Source organism: Microbacterium sp. SLBN-111 (assembly GCF_049739645.1).
Lineage (GTDB): Bacteria > Actinomycetota > Actinomycetes > Actinomycetales > Microbacteriaceae > Microbacterium.
Map to the genome: position 1 here is coordinate 2,686,663 of NZ_JBMGQH010000001.1, position 14,139 is coordinate 2,700,801.

General features: G+C 70.2%; 13 protein-coding genes and 1 pseudogene. 5 read left to right on the forward strand and 9 right to left on the reverse strand.

The annotated features are described in order from the left end of the window. Window positions 1-148 precede the first annotated feature (148 nt). From RKD05_RS12415 to RKD05_RS12430, 4 genes are all read right to left on the reverse strand, one after another. Window positions 149-1,435, reverse strand: coding sequence for an ABC transporter permease (locus RKD05_RS12415; protein WP_424710379.1), 1,287 nt, complete (start codon window positions 1,433-1,435; stop codon window positions 149-151). Then, the gene (locus RKD05_RS12420) at window positions 1,435-2,217 is read right to left on the reverse strand and encodes an ABC transporter ATP-binding protein (RefSeq protein ID WP_424710381.1); all 783 of its coding nucleotides are present in this window, start codon (window positions 2,215-2,217) and stop codon (window positions 1,435-1,437) included. The genes RKD05_RS12415 and RKD05_RS12420 overlap by 1 nt, the downstream gene beginning before the upstream one ends. Beyond that, window positions 2,214-3,269, reverse strand: a complete 1,056-nt coding sequence (locus RKD05_RS12425; protein WP_424710383.1) for a hypothetical protein — start codon at window positions 3,267-3,269, stop codon at window positions 2,214-2,216. The genes RKD05_RS12420 and RKD05_RS12425 overlap by 4 nt, the downstream gene beginning before the upstream one ends. Window positions 3,270-3,348: 79 nt before the next feature. Continuing rightward, entirely contained in the window at window positions 3,349-4,113 is a 765-nt protein-coding gene (locus RKD05_RS12430; protein WP_424710384.1) for an SDR family oxidoreductase, read from the reverse strand. A 100-nt stretch (window positions 4,114-4,213) separates the two neighbouring features. On the opposite strand from RKD05_RS12430, the gene RKD05_RS12435 reads away from it, so the two are divergent. After that, window positions 4,214-5,059, forward strand: coding sequence for a helix-turn-helix domain-containing protein (locus RKD05_RS12435; RefSeq protein ID WP_424710386.1), 846 nt, complete (start codon window positions 4,214-4,216; stop codon window positions 5,057-5,059). Window positions 5,060-5,110: 51 nt separating this feature from the next. Here RKD05_RS12435 and RKD05_RS12440 read toward each other — a convergent pair whose 3' ends face one another. Further along, the gene (locus RKD05_RS12440) at window positions 5,111-6,610 is read right to left on the reverse strand and encodes an amino acid permease (protein ID WP_424710387.1); all 1,500 of its coding nucleotides are present in this window, start codon (window positions 6,608-6,610) and stop codon (window positions 5,111-5,113) included. Window positions 6,611-6,770: 160 nt separating this feature from the next. Here RKD05_RS12440 and RKD05_RS12445 point away from each other — a divergent pair, with 160 nt between their 5' ends. The 3 genes and pseudogenes from RKD05_RS12445 to RKD05_RS12455 all read left to right on the forward strand — a co-directional run. Continuing rightward, window positions 6,771-7,118: a histone-like nucleoid-structuring protein Lsr2 gene (locus RKD05_RS12445; RefSeq protein ID WP_424710389.1), complete on the forward strand. Its 348-nt coding sequence runs from the start codon at window positions 6,771-6,773 to the stop codon at window positions 7,116-7,118. Window positions 7,119-7,185: 67 nt separating this feature from the next. Continuing rightward, a complete protein-coding gene (gene budA / locus RKD05_RS12450) occupies window positions 7,186-7,884 on the forward strand; it encodes an acetolactate decarboxylase (protein WP_424711838.1) in 699 nt (232 codons plus the stop codon). 83 nt (window positions 7,885-7,967) lie between these two features. Further along, window positions 7,968-8,285, forward strand: a pseudogene (locus tag RKD05_RS12455) (histone-like nucleoid-structuring protein Lsr2); the annotation flags it as partial. A gap of 75 nt (window positions 8,286-8,360) precedes the next feature. On the opposite strand, the gene RKD05_RS12460 reads toward RKD05_RS12455, so the two are convergent. Beyond that, a complete protein-coding gene (locus tag RKD05_RS12460; protein WP_424710391.1) occupies window positions 8,361-9,428 on the reverse strand; it encodes a Glu/Leu/Phe/Val dehydrogenase dimerization domain-containing protein in 1,068 nt (355 codons plus the stop codon). A gap of 115 nt (window positions 9,429-9,543) precedes the next feature. Between RKD05_RS12460 and RKD05_RS12465 the strand changes: the two genes are divergently transcribed. Next, window positions 9,544-10,020, forward strand: a complete 477-nt coding sequence (locus RKD05_RS12465; RefSeq protein WP_424710393.1) for a YbaK/EbsC family protein — start codon at window positions 9,544-9,546, stop codon at window positions 10,018-10,020. A gap of 140 nt (window positions 10,021-10,160) precedes the next feature. Here the strand turns inward: RKD05_RS12465 and RKD05_RS12470 are convergent, their stop codons facing one another. The 3 genes from RKD05_RS12470 to RKD05_RS12480 form a co-directional block, all read right to left on the reverse strand. Beyond that, window positions 10,161-12,119 (reverse strand): glycogen debranching N-terminal domain-containing protein, encoded by a 1,959-nt coding sequence (locus tag RKD05_RS12470; protein WP_424710395.1) that lies wholly within the window; start codon window positions 12,117-12,119, stop codon window positions 10,161-10,163. Further along, on the reverse strand, window positions 12,116-12,949 hold the full coding sequence (locus tag RKD05_RS12475) for a carbohydrate ABC transporter permease (protein WP_424711839.1): 834 nt from the start codon (window positions 12,947-12,949) through the stop codon (window positions 12,116-12,118). The genes RKD05_RS12470 and RKD05_RS12475 overlap by 4 nt, the downstream gene beginning before the upstream one ends. Before the next feature lie 80 nt (window positions 12,950-13,029). Further along, window positions 13,030-14,139: a carbohydrate ABC transporter permease gene (locus RKD05_RS12480; RefSeq protein WP_424710397.1), complete on the reverse strand. Its 1,110-nt coding sequence runs from the start codon at window positions 14,137-14,139 to the stop codon at window positions 13,030-13,032.

The following is a 14,139-nucleotide window of genomic DNA, read 5'->3' on the forward strand; positions in this document are numbered from 1 at the left end:
CAACATCACAATCTCGATACTTGAAACTTGACATTCCAAAGGTAGACATTGCACTCGCAAGCCGCTACCTTCGTTTTCAGGCCGTTGTACCTGGGCGAATGATTTTGGGGGTCGCCCAGGTACAACGAGCGGCTCCCGTACGGTTCCCTCAGTACCGGATCGCGTCGATCACCTTCACGCGTACGGCGACCAAGGCCGGGAGCAACCCGGCGAGTGCGCCGACGGCGGTCGCGGCGGCGAGTCCGGTCACGGCCGCGCCGACCGGGAAGGGCGGGAAATCGCTGACCATGCCCTGACCGACGACGTCGCGGAGCCACGGGGACTGCACGATGAGAATGGATGCCATCACCCCGGCGGCTCCCGCGACCACCGTCGCGACGACGCTCTCCATCATGACGGCGAAGAACACGCGGCTCGCGGTCGCCCCGAAACTGCGTCGGATGCCGATCTCGCGGACGCGCTGCTTGACCGTCACGAGCGCGATGTTGACCAGCCCGAGGGCGCCGAGGAGCAGTACGAGGACGGCGATGCCGATGACGACGATCTTGGTGACGAGGAACGGGTCGTCGCCGTAGGCGGCCCAGTCCTGTCGGTTGACGCTGACCTGCGCACCGTCACCCAGCGCGGCGGTGAGGTCGCGCGTGATGAGCGTCGTGAGCTGATCGGCGAGTTCCGGCGGCACCCACATCTCGTACTGCGACGGCTGAGGGCCGTAGTAGGCGGGGCCCGCGGCCGCGGCGGCGCCACTGCGGCCGATCGCGGCATCCTGCACCGCCTGCGCCTGGTCGGCGAGCATGATCATCGTCGGAGAGGTCTCCCACTGCGGCGAGGGGGTGACCCCGACCACCACCGCGATGGTCCCGCCCGGCGCGATGCCCGATGCGCCGCCGGGAACGGCCTGCCCGCCCAGAGCCACGACGGGGTGGGTGGAGAGGTCGGGCCGTCCCATCCGCTCCCAGAAGATCTCGTTCACGATGAGGCGCGGTGCGAGCTGCTCGGTGTCGGCTGTGGTGAACCACGAGCCCTCGAGCATCCGCACGCGGTGCATCTCGCCGTACGGCTGGTCGACCGCCTGCGTGGGGACCTGCTCGACGCCGCTGACGAACGGCACCATCTGCGTGGTCTGCTGTGCGCGCGAGGCGTACGCGATGTCGTAGCGCTTCACGACGTCGTTCCAGGCGGCATCCATTCGGGCGGGGTCGATCTCGCCGGTGGAGGTGAATGCCGAGATGCTGAGGCTGGCGGGCCGCCCGCCCTGGCGCTCGCTCATCTCCTGATTCGCCTGCTGGACGATCGCCCCGAGCGCCACCACCGTCGTCAGGGAGCACACGGCTACCGCGACACCGATGAGGGACAGCAGAACCCGCGTGCGGTGGACCCGGACCTCCTGCCACGCCTCGAGCAGGGCGCCGATGAGGCTCGACACGGCCCGCATCAGTTCTGCTCCCCGGTGACGAGGTCGGGCTCGGCCGCCTCGGGTGTCTCGGGCGCCATCTCCCGCACCTCGCGTCGCGTCCGGGGTTCGAGCGCGGGATCGTCGACGGGCGTCAGGATGCCGCGATCGAGGCGGAAATGCCGCCGGGCACGCCGCGCGATCATCGGGTCGTGCGTGATGATCACCTGCGCGGCCCCGGTCTGATCCGCGACCTGGTCGATGAGCTCCATGACGCTCTGCCCGGTGTCGAGGTCGAGGGCACCGGTCGGCTCGTCGGCCAGGATCAGGCGCGGCCCGCGCACGAGCGAGCGGGCGATGGCCACGCGCTGCTGCTCGCCGCCGGACAGGCGGTCGGGCATGCTCTGCAGGCGATGCCCGAGGCCGACGAGATCGAGCATCTCGGCGGCGATCTTCGTGCGCCGCCAGAAGGTGCGGCCCGTCGAGTAGAGCAGGGGCATCGTGACGTTCTCGAGGGCGGTGCGGCCCTGGAGCAGGTTGAACTGCTGGAAGACGAACCCGATCGCCGCGCCCCGGAGCCGATCGCGCCGCGCGACCGACAACCGACGGACGGAGTCGCCGTCGAAGGTGATCTCGCCGCTCGTGGGCAGGTCGAGCAGACCGAGCAGGTTCAGCAGCGTGGACTTCCCCGAACCCGAGCGCCCCACGATCGACACGTGGTCGCGGGGCTCGATCGTGATGTCGACGCCCGAGAGGATCGTGAGCGCCGGCTGGTCCGGTGGGATCACGGTGCGAGTGACCTCGCGGAGCTCGAGCAGGCTCACGGCAGTGGCGCCGGGCCGGTGCAGACGGTCGAGCCGTCGGGATACGTGGTGCACCCGTCGGGGGAGGCGGCCATGGCTCCCGGCGCGAACTCCAGGATCTCCTCGCCCTCGGTGAGGCCCTCGGTGATCTGGACCTGGGTGCCGTCCGTGAGGCCGAGGGCCACCGGGCGCTCCGTCGCCGCGCCGTCAGGGGTCGTGACCCACACGGTGCCGCTCTGCGCCGCACCGCGGACCGCGGTGGTCGGCACCACGAGGACGTTCTCGGCCTTTCCGCCGGCGATCGTCATCTCGGCTGCGAGGCCGGCGAACACCGTGACGTCGCCCGGCACCGCGCACGTCGCCGTCGTCCCGGAGCCCGAGGCGCCGCCCGAACCGCCGGGTGCGCTCCCCGCCGACGCGCCGGACTCGCCGCCCGAGCTGCTGCCGGCCAGCGGTGTCGTGATGCGCAGGTTCGTGCACGTGAAGGCGGCGGGGCCGCCCGTGATCGTGACGCTCGCGTCGCCCGGACGGTTGAGCAGGCGGTACTGCTGCGCGGGCTCGAGGCTCCCGGAGACCGAGAAGGTCGGGGGAGCGACGTTGCCCGTCGCGGCCCCCACCGTCAGCTCCTGACCCTCGATGACCGAGAGGGAGCTCAGCGTTCCGGCGATGGGAGCCTCGACGTCCTCGTAGCGGAAGATCGCCGGCTTCGGTTTGCCCTCGGCATCCACGCTGTCGGCGGGGTCGCGCTCGATCGGGACCTTCACGTTGAAGACCACGTCGCCCTGGGCGACGGAGGCGCCCTGGTTCACGAAGATCTTGTTCACGGTTCCGGCGGCCGTCGACTTCAGCGGCACCGCCGGGTCGGCCGAGACGGTCGCCTTGATCACGACGTCGTTCGTGATGGTTCCGGATGCCACGGTGACGTGGGGCTCGGTGATCGTCCCGGTCGGCTGCGCCGGGTCGGCCTCGGCCGGACCGTCCGGGAAGAACGCCAGCTTGATCAGCGCGGCGGCGATGACCGCCACCAGCAGAATGCGCAGAATCGGAAAGACCCACGTGCGTGCGATCCCCATGAAGCCCCCCGGAGCAGTGGTGGTCGTTTTCCCTCACCCTAGGGGATGCGTCCGACGCTGCGTTTTCCGGGTGAGGTCCTCAGCGTCCGTGCGGGTCGGCGGCGTTGAGCGCGCGGATCGTCTCGGCGTACTCGCCGCGCGCCTCGGCGTGGCGGAGGAACTCGACGCGCTCCACCAGGATCTCGGTGGCGTCCGGGCGGTCGCGCAGGATCGCCATCGCCTCGTCGGCGAAGTCGTCCAACGGCATCGCGAACGCGCTCTCGCGCTGGCCGGGGAGCAGGTCGGTCGCGACCGACGGCGGCACCAGCTCGCGCACCGACACCGTCGTGCCCTCGAGCTGCAGCCGCAACGACTCCGTGAACATGTGGATCGCCGCCTTCGTCGCGTTGTAGGTCGGCGTCGCGCGCAGCGGCACGAACGCGAGTCCCGACGACACGGTGATCACGGTGGCATCCGGCTGCTGCTGGAGGTGGGGGAGAAGAGCGGAGATCAGTCGCAGCGGGCCGAGGACGTTGGTCGTGACGGTCTCCTCGGCGGACGCGAGCACGTCGGTGTCGTGCGCCCAGTCCTCCACCCGCATGATCCCCGCCATCGTGACGAGCACGTTCAGCCGGGGGTGACGCGCCACGACGTCCCGAGTCGCCCGCGTGATCGAGGCGGCGTCGGCGGTGTCGAGGCGAACCGTGTCGATTCCGGGGTGCGTCGCCGCGATCTCGTCGAGCAACTGCTGACGGCGTCCGCCCACGATGACGGTGTTGCCCGCGGCGTGGAGGCGCTCGGCGAGGGCGAGGCCGATCCCGCTCGTGGCGCCGGGGATGAAGACGGTGTTTCCGGTGATGTCCATGCCGCCAGTCTTCGGCGCCGGGCGGGTGGCATCCAGGTCCGCCCGATCGGGGGACCCGGGATCCCTGGATGCCGTTCCCCCGGGGCAGCAGGATGGAGGCATGGACCGGATCGGCATGGCGGAGTTCCTGCGCGCGCGTCGCGAGGCGCTGCGCCCCGAGGACGTCGGCCTCACGGAGGGTCCGCGCCGGCGCACGGCCGGGCTCCGCCGCGAGGAGGTCGCCGCGGCGGCCGCGATGTCCGTCGACTACTACACCCGTCTCGAGCAGCAGCGCGGGCCGCAGCCGAGCACCGCCGTGCTCGCAGCGCTGGCCCGGGCCCTCCGGATGACGCGCGACGAACGCGACTACCTGTTCCGCCTCGCGGGCCACGCCGTGCCCGACCGGCTCGGACGCGCCGATCACGTCTCGCCCGCGCTGCAGCGCGTCTTCGCGCGTCTGTCGGACACGCCCGCACTCGTCATCTCGCACGTCGGCGAGACCCTGGCGCAGAACGCGCTCGCCGTCGCCCTGCTGGGGGACCACGTCGGCGCGCGGGGGTGGGCGCGGTTCGAGGCGTGGCGGTGGTTCGTGCCCCCGCACACCGATCGCGGGATCTATCCGGAGAGCGACCGCGAGCGCCAGAGCCGCGCCATCGTGGCGGGGCTTCGCTCGGCGTACGGGATCCTGGGCCCGACGTCCGTCGCGGGGGAGCTCGTGGCCGAGATCCTGCCGCGGAGCGAGGAGTTCCGCCGCCTGTGGGAGCGGCAGGAGGTCGCCCAACGGTTCGCCGACCACAAGGTCCTCGTGCACCCCGAGCTCGGTGACATCGAGGTCGACTGCCAGGTCCTCTTCACGGAGGATCGCGGCCAGGCGCTCCTCGTCCTGACCCCCGAACCGCGCAGCGAGGCGGAGGAGAAGATCCGTCTCCTCGGCGTCCTGGGTCTGCAGCGGTTCACCGCGGGCTGACACGCCGGATGCCACGACCCGGCGTCGAGTCGTGGCATCCGGTCGGCTGGGTCACTCCTTCGGCGGCCCCACCACTCCGGGCTTCGCCGGATCCAGGAACTCCCCGGTCCCCACGCGCGCGTGGCGCCGCGAGTACGCGAAGTAGATCGCGAAGCCGATCGCGAGCCAGATGAGGAACCGCAGCCACGTCTCGACCGAGAGGTTGAGCATGAGGTACGTGCAGATCAACGCCGACAGGATCGGGAGCACGGGGCTCCACGGCACCCGGAAGCCGCGCTTCAGGTCGGGACGCGTGCGCCGCAGCACGATCACACCGACGGAGACGAGCACGAACGCCGACAGCGTGCCGATGTTGACCATCTCCTCGAGGACGCCGACGGGGGTGACTCCGGCCACGACCGCGACGATGACGGTCACGATCAGGGAGATGACCCACGGGGTGCGGAAGCGCGGGTGAACCTTCGCCAGCCGCTGGGGGAGCAGCGCGTCGCGCGACATCGCGAAGATGATGCGCGTCGCACCGATGAGGAGCGTGAGCACCACGGTGGTCAGACCCGCGACGGCTCCGGCGGAGATGACCGTGGCCATCCACCCCTGACCGTGGAACGCGAAGGCGTTCGCGAGCGCGGCCGCGGGGTCGAGGTCGCGGTACGACACCATGCCGGTGACCACGAGAGCCACGGCGCAGTAGAGGATCGTGCAGATGATGAGTGAGGCGATGATGCCGATCGGCATGTCGCGCTGCGGCTTCTTGGTCTCCTCCGCGGTCGTGGCCACCACGTCGAAGCCGATGTAGGCGAAGAACACCAGTGCCGCGCCGGCGAGGATGCCGCCGACGCCGAACGTCGCGGGTTCGAGGCCGGAGAGGAACTGCAGCAGCGGTTGGGTCAGCCCGGAGGTCGATTCGGTCGGGACGCTGTCGGGGACGAACGGCTGATAGTTGGCCGGGTTGACGAACATCAGACCCGCGACGATGACGAACAGCACGATGAACAGCTTCACGGCGACGAGGACGAGGTTGACCCGCAGCGACTCCTTGATGCCCACGGTCATGAGTCCGCCGAGCACGAGCACCAGCAGAACGGCCGGCAGATCGACGACGCCCCCGTACGACACGGCGGCCGGAAGCACGATGCCGAGCTGTTCGAGGAAGGCGCTCAGGTACGCGCTCCATCCCTGCGCGACGACGCTGGCTCCGAGGAACATCTCCAGGATCAAGTCCCATCCGATGATCCACGCGAACAGCTCGCCCAGGGAGGCGTAGGAGAAGGTGTACGCCGAGCCCGACACCGGAACCGTGGAGGCGAATTCGGCGTAGCACATCGCCGCGAGGCCGCACGCGATGGCGGCGACCACGAAGCTGATCACGATCGCCGGCCCCGCGACATCGTGCGCCGCTCGTCCGGTCAGGGTGAAGATACCGGCGCCGATGACGACGCCCACCCCGAAGACCGTGAGGTCCAGGGCGCTCAGCGACTTCTTCAGTCGGAACTCCGGCTCATCGGTATCGGCAATGGATTGCTCGATGGACTTGGTGCGAAAAACGCTCACTCGTCACTTCCTCCGTCCTGGCGCTACAGACCGAACGCCACCCGAGGACGTTAGTGCCTCCGGCCGTTCGTGGCTAACGCTGGCGATCTCGACGCGACTGCGATATCACACCCACCGGTACACGGGGTTCATAGCGCCAAAGGTGTAGCATTCTCGCATCATGGCGATTAAGCACATCACGCATCTTGTAGACGATCTCGACGGTACCGTCCTCGAAGAAGGCGGCGGAAAGCAGATCACTTTCTCGATCGAGGGCCGTTCTTACGAAATCGATCTCTCCGACCGCAATGCGGACAAGTTCTATACGGCCGTCGCGCCGTTCGTCGACGCCGCCCGTGCGGTCGGTCGGTCGACGTCGGCTCCGCGTCGCGGGCGTTCTTCGCGCCGCTCCAGCGACGTCGATCTCGCAGCGGTGCGGGAATGGGCGCGTGCGAACGGCCACACGGTGAGCGACCGCGGCCGTATCCCTGCTCCCATCCTCGAGGCCTACCGCGCGGCGAATTCCTGAGGAAGGGAATTCTCTGCCCGGCGGGGGATCGCTCGCGGTGAGCGCGGGGGCCGTGACGCAATTCGCGGTGCTCGACGCGCTCATGGCGGGCGTCTACTCTTCGGGCGTTCCGATCTCGGAAGTCCGGCGGTGGGGTGATACCGGCATCGGGTGCTGCGAGGGTCTCGGCGGAGAGGTGATCCTCCTCGACGGCGAGGCCTTCGAGTGCACCGCGGATGCCGCGCCCCGGCGCATGCGCGACGACGAAGCCGTGCCGTTCGTCGATGTCTGCTTCTTCGGCGAGAACGAAGTCGAGACGCTCGGGCGTCTGGGCCTCGACGGGGTGACGGAGGCGGTCGAGGCCCGGCTGCTCAGCCGGAATCTGTTCCACGCCATCCGGATCGAAGGGGCCTTCTCCCGGGTCCGGACGCGGGTCACCCGGCGACAAGAGGAGCCTCGCCCGCTCGGCGAGGTCGCGGCCGAACAGATCGAGACCGAGAGCGCCGATCAGTCGGGAGTGATGATCGGATTCTGGATGCCGCGCATATACCAGGGAATCACGATCGCCGGGCTGCATCTGCACTATCTCAGCGATGATCGTCGGGTCGGCGGTCACGTGCTCGACGCGGCGACCGACGAGGTCGCGCTTCGCATTTCGGCATTCTCGGAGTTCTCCCTCCGTCTGCCCAGCGACGAGGATTTCCTGGGGACGGAACTGACCCATGGCGAGGACCACCGCATCACCGCAATCGAGGGTGGGGCGCGGCGTTCTTCCACGAATGATTGAACCGGGAGCGGTGGGGCTATTCGACGGGTGAACTCCCCGTCATCTCTCGGAATTCGCCCATCCGCCGGATCTACAATCGCGACATGGCAAAAAAGCAGATCACGCAGCTCATCGACGACCTCGACGGGGCCGTCATCGACGACGGCACCACGATTCATTTCTCGGTCGAGGGCCGCGCGTACGAGATCGACCTCTCCGAAGACAATGCGTCGAAGCTCCGCGCGGCGTTCGAGCCGTTCGTGGCGGCCGGTCGCGCGGTCGGTTCCGTCCCGGCCCCCGCGCGTCGTGCGACGAAAGCGCGTTCCGCGTCCGCCCGTGACTTGGGTGATGTCCGCGCCTGGGCCGAGTCCAACGGCTACTCGATCAATTCGCGCGGGCGTATCTCGGCGGCGGTGCTCGAGGCATACGACGCCCGCCCACTGACCCCCAAAGAAAGAACCCCGGATGCTATGGCATCCGGGGTTCTTTTCTCCGTGTCAGACCAACGCGCCGGCGCCCGTCCGCAGCCGTTCGGCCGCGAGACCCTCCGCTGCCGCGAGGGGCGTGACGCCACGGCTCTCCGCTTCGTCGAACACCCGGCGGAGGGTGTCGCCGATCCCCGCGACGCGGGCCATGATCGACTCGCGCGAGCCGAGTTGCTTGGCCGTGAGGTCGAGGTAGATCACGCCGCCGCCGTTGACGACGAAATCGGGGGCGTAGAGCACGCCGCGTGCGGCGAGGCGGTCGGCGCCGGACCGGTCGGCCAGCGGATTGTTCGCGGGACCGCACACGGCGCGCGCGTCGAGCGCGTCGATCACGTCGTCGGTGAGCACACCGCCGATGCCCGCGGGGACGAAGACGTCGGCGGGCACGAAGTGCGCGTCGCCCGGCTCCACCCACGCGGCTCCGAGCTGCGCGGCCAGGGCACGCTTGGCGGGGTTCACGTCTGTGACGGTGAGGACGGCGCCCTCGGCGGCGAGGCGTTCGGCCAACCGACCGCCGACCTGTCCGAGACCGGCGATCGTGATCCGGCGTCCACGCACGTCGTCCGATCCGACCACGCGCTCGAGGGTGGCCACGAGCGACGCGTATACGCCGAGGCTGGTGGGTCCGGCCGGCTCGCCCGATCCGCCGACCGCGTCGGGGAGCCCCACGACGTGCGCCGTCCGCTCGCTCACGACGAGCATGTCCTCGGTCGTGGATCCCACGTCCTCCGCGGTCCGGTACAGGCCGCCCAGGCTCTCCACGGCGTCGCCCAGGTCGAGGAACGCGGCGCGTCGACGGTCGGCGTCCAGCACCGTCCCCTCGGGCAGACCGATGACCGACTTACCGCCCCCGGCATCCAGTCCCGCCGCCGCGTTCTTCAACGTCATCGCGGCCGAGAGGCGCAGGGCGTCACCGAGCGCGTCGCTCCAATGCGGGTAGGTCCACAGTCGGGCGCCGCCGAGAGCGGAGCCGAGCACGGAGGAGTGCAGCGCGACGGCGATGAACAGGCCGCTGCGGCGTCCCGTGCTCACCTCCACGCGCTCGTGGGCGAAATCGGGCAGGGGCAGGGCGGTGGTCATCGCGATCCTTCGGTCGGTCGCCTTGTGGGCGGCTCTCTCATGGATGCCGCGGCGTTGCGGCATCCATGACCATTGTGGCCGACGACCGGGCGTGAGCGAGCAATATGCTGGCGCGATGAGCGAGTCCCTTCCCGCCCGTAGTCGTCTCGTCGCCGCCGCGCTGGAGCGCGCGGGGATCACCGGACAGATCGTCGTCCTCCCGGATGCCGCGCACACCGCCGTCCTGGCCGCGGAAGCCCTGGGGATCGAGGTGGGCGCGATCGCCAACAGCCTCGTGTTCTGGAGCGACGACGAACCGTTGCTCGTCATGACGAGCGGGGCGCACCGGGTCGACACGGCAGCTCTCGCCGCGCGACTCGGGCGCGGTGGCATCCGTCGGGCGACGCCGGACCAGGTGCTCGCCGCGACGGGTCAGCCCATCGGCGGCGTCGCGCCGACGGGGCACCCCGCGCCGCTCACGACGATCGTGGACGAGGATCTCGCGGCGTTCCCGGAGATCTGGGCCGCCGGCGGCACACCCCACACCGTGTTCCCGCTGACCTTCGACGAACTCGTGCGCCTCACCGGCGGGACGGTCGCCCCCGTCGCCTGACGTCGCGCTGCCCCGGCGCCCCGCGCAGGCGCCGCCCCGGCGCGCATCAGGCGCCGGCGCCGCCCCGCGCTGATGGTTCAGTGTCCAAGACACGCGGAGGCGCCTTCGCGGCATCCGCGTGTCCTGGGACACCGAACGGGTCAGTCTCGCGCCTCGAGCACCGTGAGGCACACCACCGCGGCCGCCGCCGACCACGCCTGCGGGCGGCACGCGGCGGGATAGGGCGTGGGGACCGAGGTCTCGGAGCGCGGATCGCCGGAGTGCAGCTCGGGGACGCGGTACGCGAACCCCTCCGCGGCATCCAGCAGTTCCGCGACGACGGCGCGCGCCGGCTCCAGGAGGCCCGCTCGCCGCATGCCGTGCACGGCGATCGCGGTGTCGTGCACCCACACGCTGCCGCCGTGGTAGGACAGCGGCCAGTAGCCGGCGGCGCCGGTCGACATGGTGCGGATCCCGTAACCGCTCGACATCGAGGGGCCGCGCAGCAGCTCCGCGATGTGCGCCTCGTCGTCGGCATCCAGGATTCCCGTGCCGATCAGGTGACCGATGTTGCTCGTGAGGGTGTCGACCGGTCGCTTCTCGCGGTCCAGCGCGACGGCCGGGTATCGGCCCTCGGGGGTCTCGATCCAATAGGCGTCGGCGAACCTCGTCTTGAGGTCGGCGGCCCACCGGCGCCAGAACGCGACGTCCGCGGCATCCGTGGCGTCACCGAACTCCGCGAGCATCTCCGCGCCGGCGAGGGCGGCTTCGTACGCGTATCCCTGCACCTCGCACAGGGCGATCGGACCGTCCGCGAGCGACCCGTCGCGCCACTGGATCGAGTCGCCGGAGTCCTTCCAGCCCTGGTTCGCCAGGCCGGTCCCGAGGCGGTCGATGTAGTCCAGGAAGCCGTCGCCGTCGCTGTCGCCGCTGTCGCGGATCCAGCCGAGAGCGCCGCGGAGCGCCGGGAGCAGAGCCCGGACCTCGTCGGCGGGAAGCCCCGCGCGCCACGCGTCGGCGAGCAGGCAGATCCACAGGGGGGTGGAGTCGACGCTGCCGTAGTACCGAGGCGGAAGGGAGATGCCCTCGCTCGGAATCTCGAGCGACGACGAGCGCAGCTCGTGCAGGATCTTGCCGGGTTCCTGGGCCGTTCGCGGGTCGTCGACCTCGCCCTGCAGGCGCGCGAGCACGCGGAGAGTGGATGCCGCGATGTCACGGTCCAGCGGGAGGGCGAGACGCGCGGCCCACAGCGAATCGCGGCCGAAGAGCGTGAAGAACCACGGGGCGCCGGCGGCGAAGAACTCGTCCTCGGGGTCGTCGGGGAGCACGAGGCGGAGGGCGTCGAGGTCGCCGAGCGCGGTCGTCAGCCACCGCGCGAGGCGGGGGTCGCGGGTCCGGGCGGCGACGGCCGCGGCATCCCAGCGCGCCGGGGCCGCGGCTCCGCCCACGACGAGCGTGTCATCGCGCAGGGCGAGCTCCCATGTCACGGCGGTCTCGCCGAAGGCGGGGACCTCGACCTCCCAGCTCGCCTCGACGAACGCGGAACCGGATGCCACCTCGGCACCGTCCGCCGTGAGCTCGAGCGCCTGCGGCCCGGCGGAGACGCGCGCCGATCCCGCCTCGATCTCGACCTCGGTCTGCTGCGGCCGCGCGTGCCCGGACTTCACCTCGTGGAGCAGGGCGAACTCCGGCTGGAAGCGCAACCGCAGCGTCGTGCGGATGGCGGCGTCCACGCGGGAGCGGAGCGTCCACGTCTCGGCCACGCGGCCGTCGGCCACGGTGCGCTCACGGAGCAACCGCACCTTCGGGTCGGGGGTCGTGTCGTCGATCCCGCGCAGGACGCCGCCGAACACGATCCGCGAGGGGCCGTCGGGCGCGGTCGAGATCCACTCGATGGGCGAGTCGTCGCAGGACGCGGTGAGCGCCCGGACGTGCCGGACGTCCCCGTGGTAGATCCCGTGCACGGCGGACGTGCCCACGGCGCCGTCGCGGTCGGACCACACCTGCGTCGGGGCCCGCAGCACGATCACGGCGTCGCTGAGCAGGGGCTGCAGCGGTGCAGGATCGGCGGGGGCGAGGGCGGTCGGCGCGTCCGTCGAGGCGGCGGGGGCGGTGGTCATTCTTTGACGGCTCCTTCACTGGCGTTCATGATGCGGCGCTGGAACACGAAGAACACCACGGCGACCGGAATCGTCATGATGGCCGCGGCCGCGAGTTTGAGGGGGAACTGGCTGCCCTGGCTGAGCTGTCCGCTCGCGAGGGAGGCGACGCCCTTGGTCAGAGTGGTGAGCTCGGGCGACTGGGTCGAGATGACGAAGTGACTCAGCTCGTTCCACGATCCCTGGAAGGACAGGATCACGATCGTGATCAGCGCCGGTCGCGCCATGGGCAGGACGACCGACCAGAAGATGCGGAACGTGCTCGCCCCGTCGATGCGCGCCTGCTCCTCGACGGACGGCGGGATCGACTCGAAGAAGTTCTTCATGATGAAGACGCACGCGGCATCCACCAAGAGGGGGAGGATCATGCCCGCGTACGAGTCGTAGATGCCGAGCTGGTTGATCACGAGGAACTTCGGGATGAGCAGCACCACCGTCGGCACCGCCATGACCGCGACCAGGGCCGCGAAGACGATGCCGCGCCCCCGGAACTGCAGACGCGCGAGCGCGTACCCGGCGAGCGAGTTGAAGAACACGCGGCCGAGGGTCACGAACACGGTGACGACGGCGGAGTTGGCGAACCAGACGGGGAAGTCGGAGCGGAGGAAGAGCCTCTCGTACGCGGCCCACGTGAAGGGCTGCGGCACGAGCGAGATCGGGTCGGCGGCGGCGACGGCATCCGGCTTGAAGGACGTCGCCACCTGGACGAGGAACGGGTAGATGTAGATGAGCGCCAGCACGCACAGCAGCGCGTAGAGGGCGATCTGCCACCGCAGCGCTTTGCCCGACATGCGGTGCTTCGCCGGCCTGCGGCGCGGGCCGCCGACGACCTGCTCGGCGGCGACGGTGACCTCGGGGGATGCCGTGGCGGTCATCGCGTGCCTCCCTTCGGGGCGCGAACTTCGTACTGCCGCGCGCGTCGACGCGAAACGGGACGCTCGCGCAGCACCCATCGCTGCAGGATCGTCAGGACCACGATGATCACGAACAGCACGAACGCGATCGCCGCGCCCTGACCCCACTGCTGCGACAGGAAGGCCGACGAGTAGCTGAGGTAGGCGGGGGTCAGGGTCGTCTTGCCCGGGCCGCCCTGCGTGCCGGTGTAGATCTGGTCGAACACCTGCCACGTGCCGATGAGCCCCAGGGTCAGCACCGTGAAGAGGACGGGCCGCAGCTGGGGGAGCGTGACGCGCCAAAAGCGCTGCCACCCGTTCGCGCCGTCCATCATCGCGGCTTCCTGCACGTCGCCGCCGATGTTCTGCAGGCCCGCGATGAACAGGAGCATGAAGGTCCCCGAGGTCGTGAAGACCGCCATGAGGATGAAGGCCGACATCGCGACCGACGGTCCGCCGAGCCAGTCCCACCACGAGACGCCGAGGAACGTGTTCCCGGTCAGGGCGGCGGGGCCGTTCGCGACGCCGATCGTCGCGAGGGCGTTGTGCACGATGCCGGACGGGTCGCTGAACCAGTTGGGGCCGTTGACGCCCAGCCACGACAGCACCTCGTTGATCGCGCCCGACGTGGAGAAGAGGAACAGCCACAGCACGGTGATCGCGACGGAGCTGGTGACGGAGGGGAAGTAGAACGCCGTGCGGAAGAACCCGCGACCGCGCAGCACTGCGCGGTTGACGAGGACGGCGAGGAAGAGCGAGAGGGCGGTCTGCAGCGGCACGACGAGGAGCACGTACCAGGCGTTGTTGCGCAGGGCCGTGCCGAAGTCGCGTTCGGCAAGGCCTCCGCCGGTGGTCACGGCGGCGTAGTTGTCGAGACCGACGAAGTTCACGTTCGAGGAGAAGGGGCTGCCCCGGCCGGTCCAGTCGGAGAAGCTCACCCACAGCGCCATGAGCACCGGGACGAGGAGGAACACGCCGAGGATGATCAGCACCGGGGCGGTGAAGAGCCAGCCGGCGGCGGCCTCGCCGCGCCGGATCCCCGAGGAGGAGGACCCGGCGCGGCGCGGCGCGGTGGTGAGAGCGGTCAT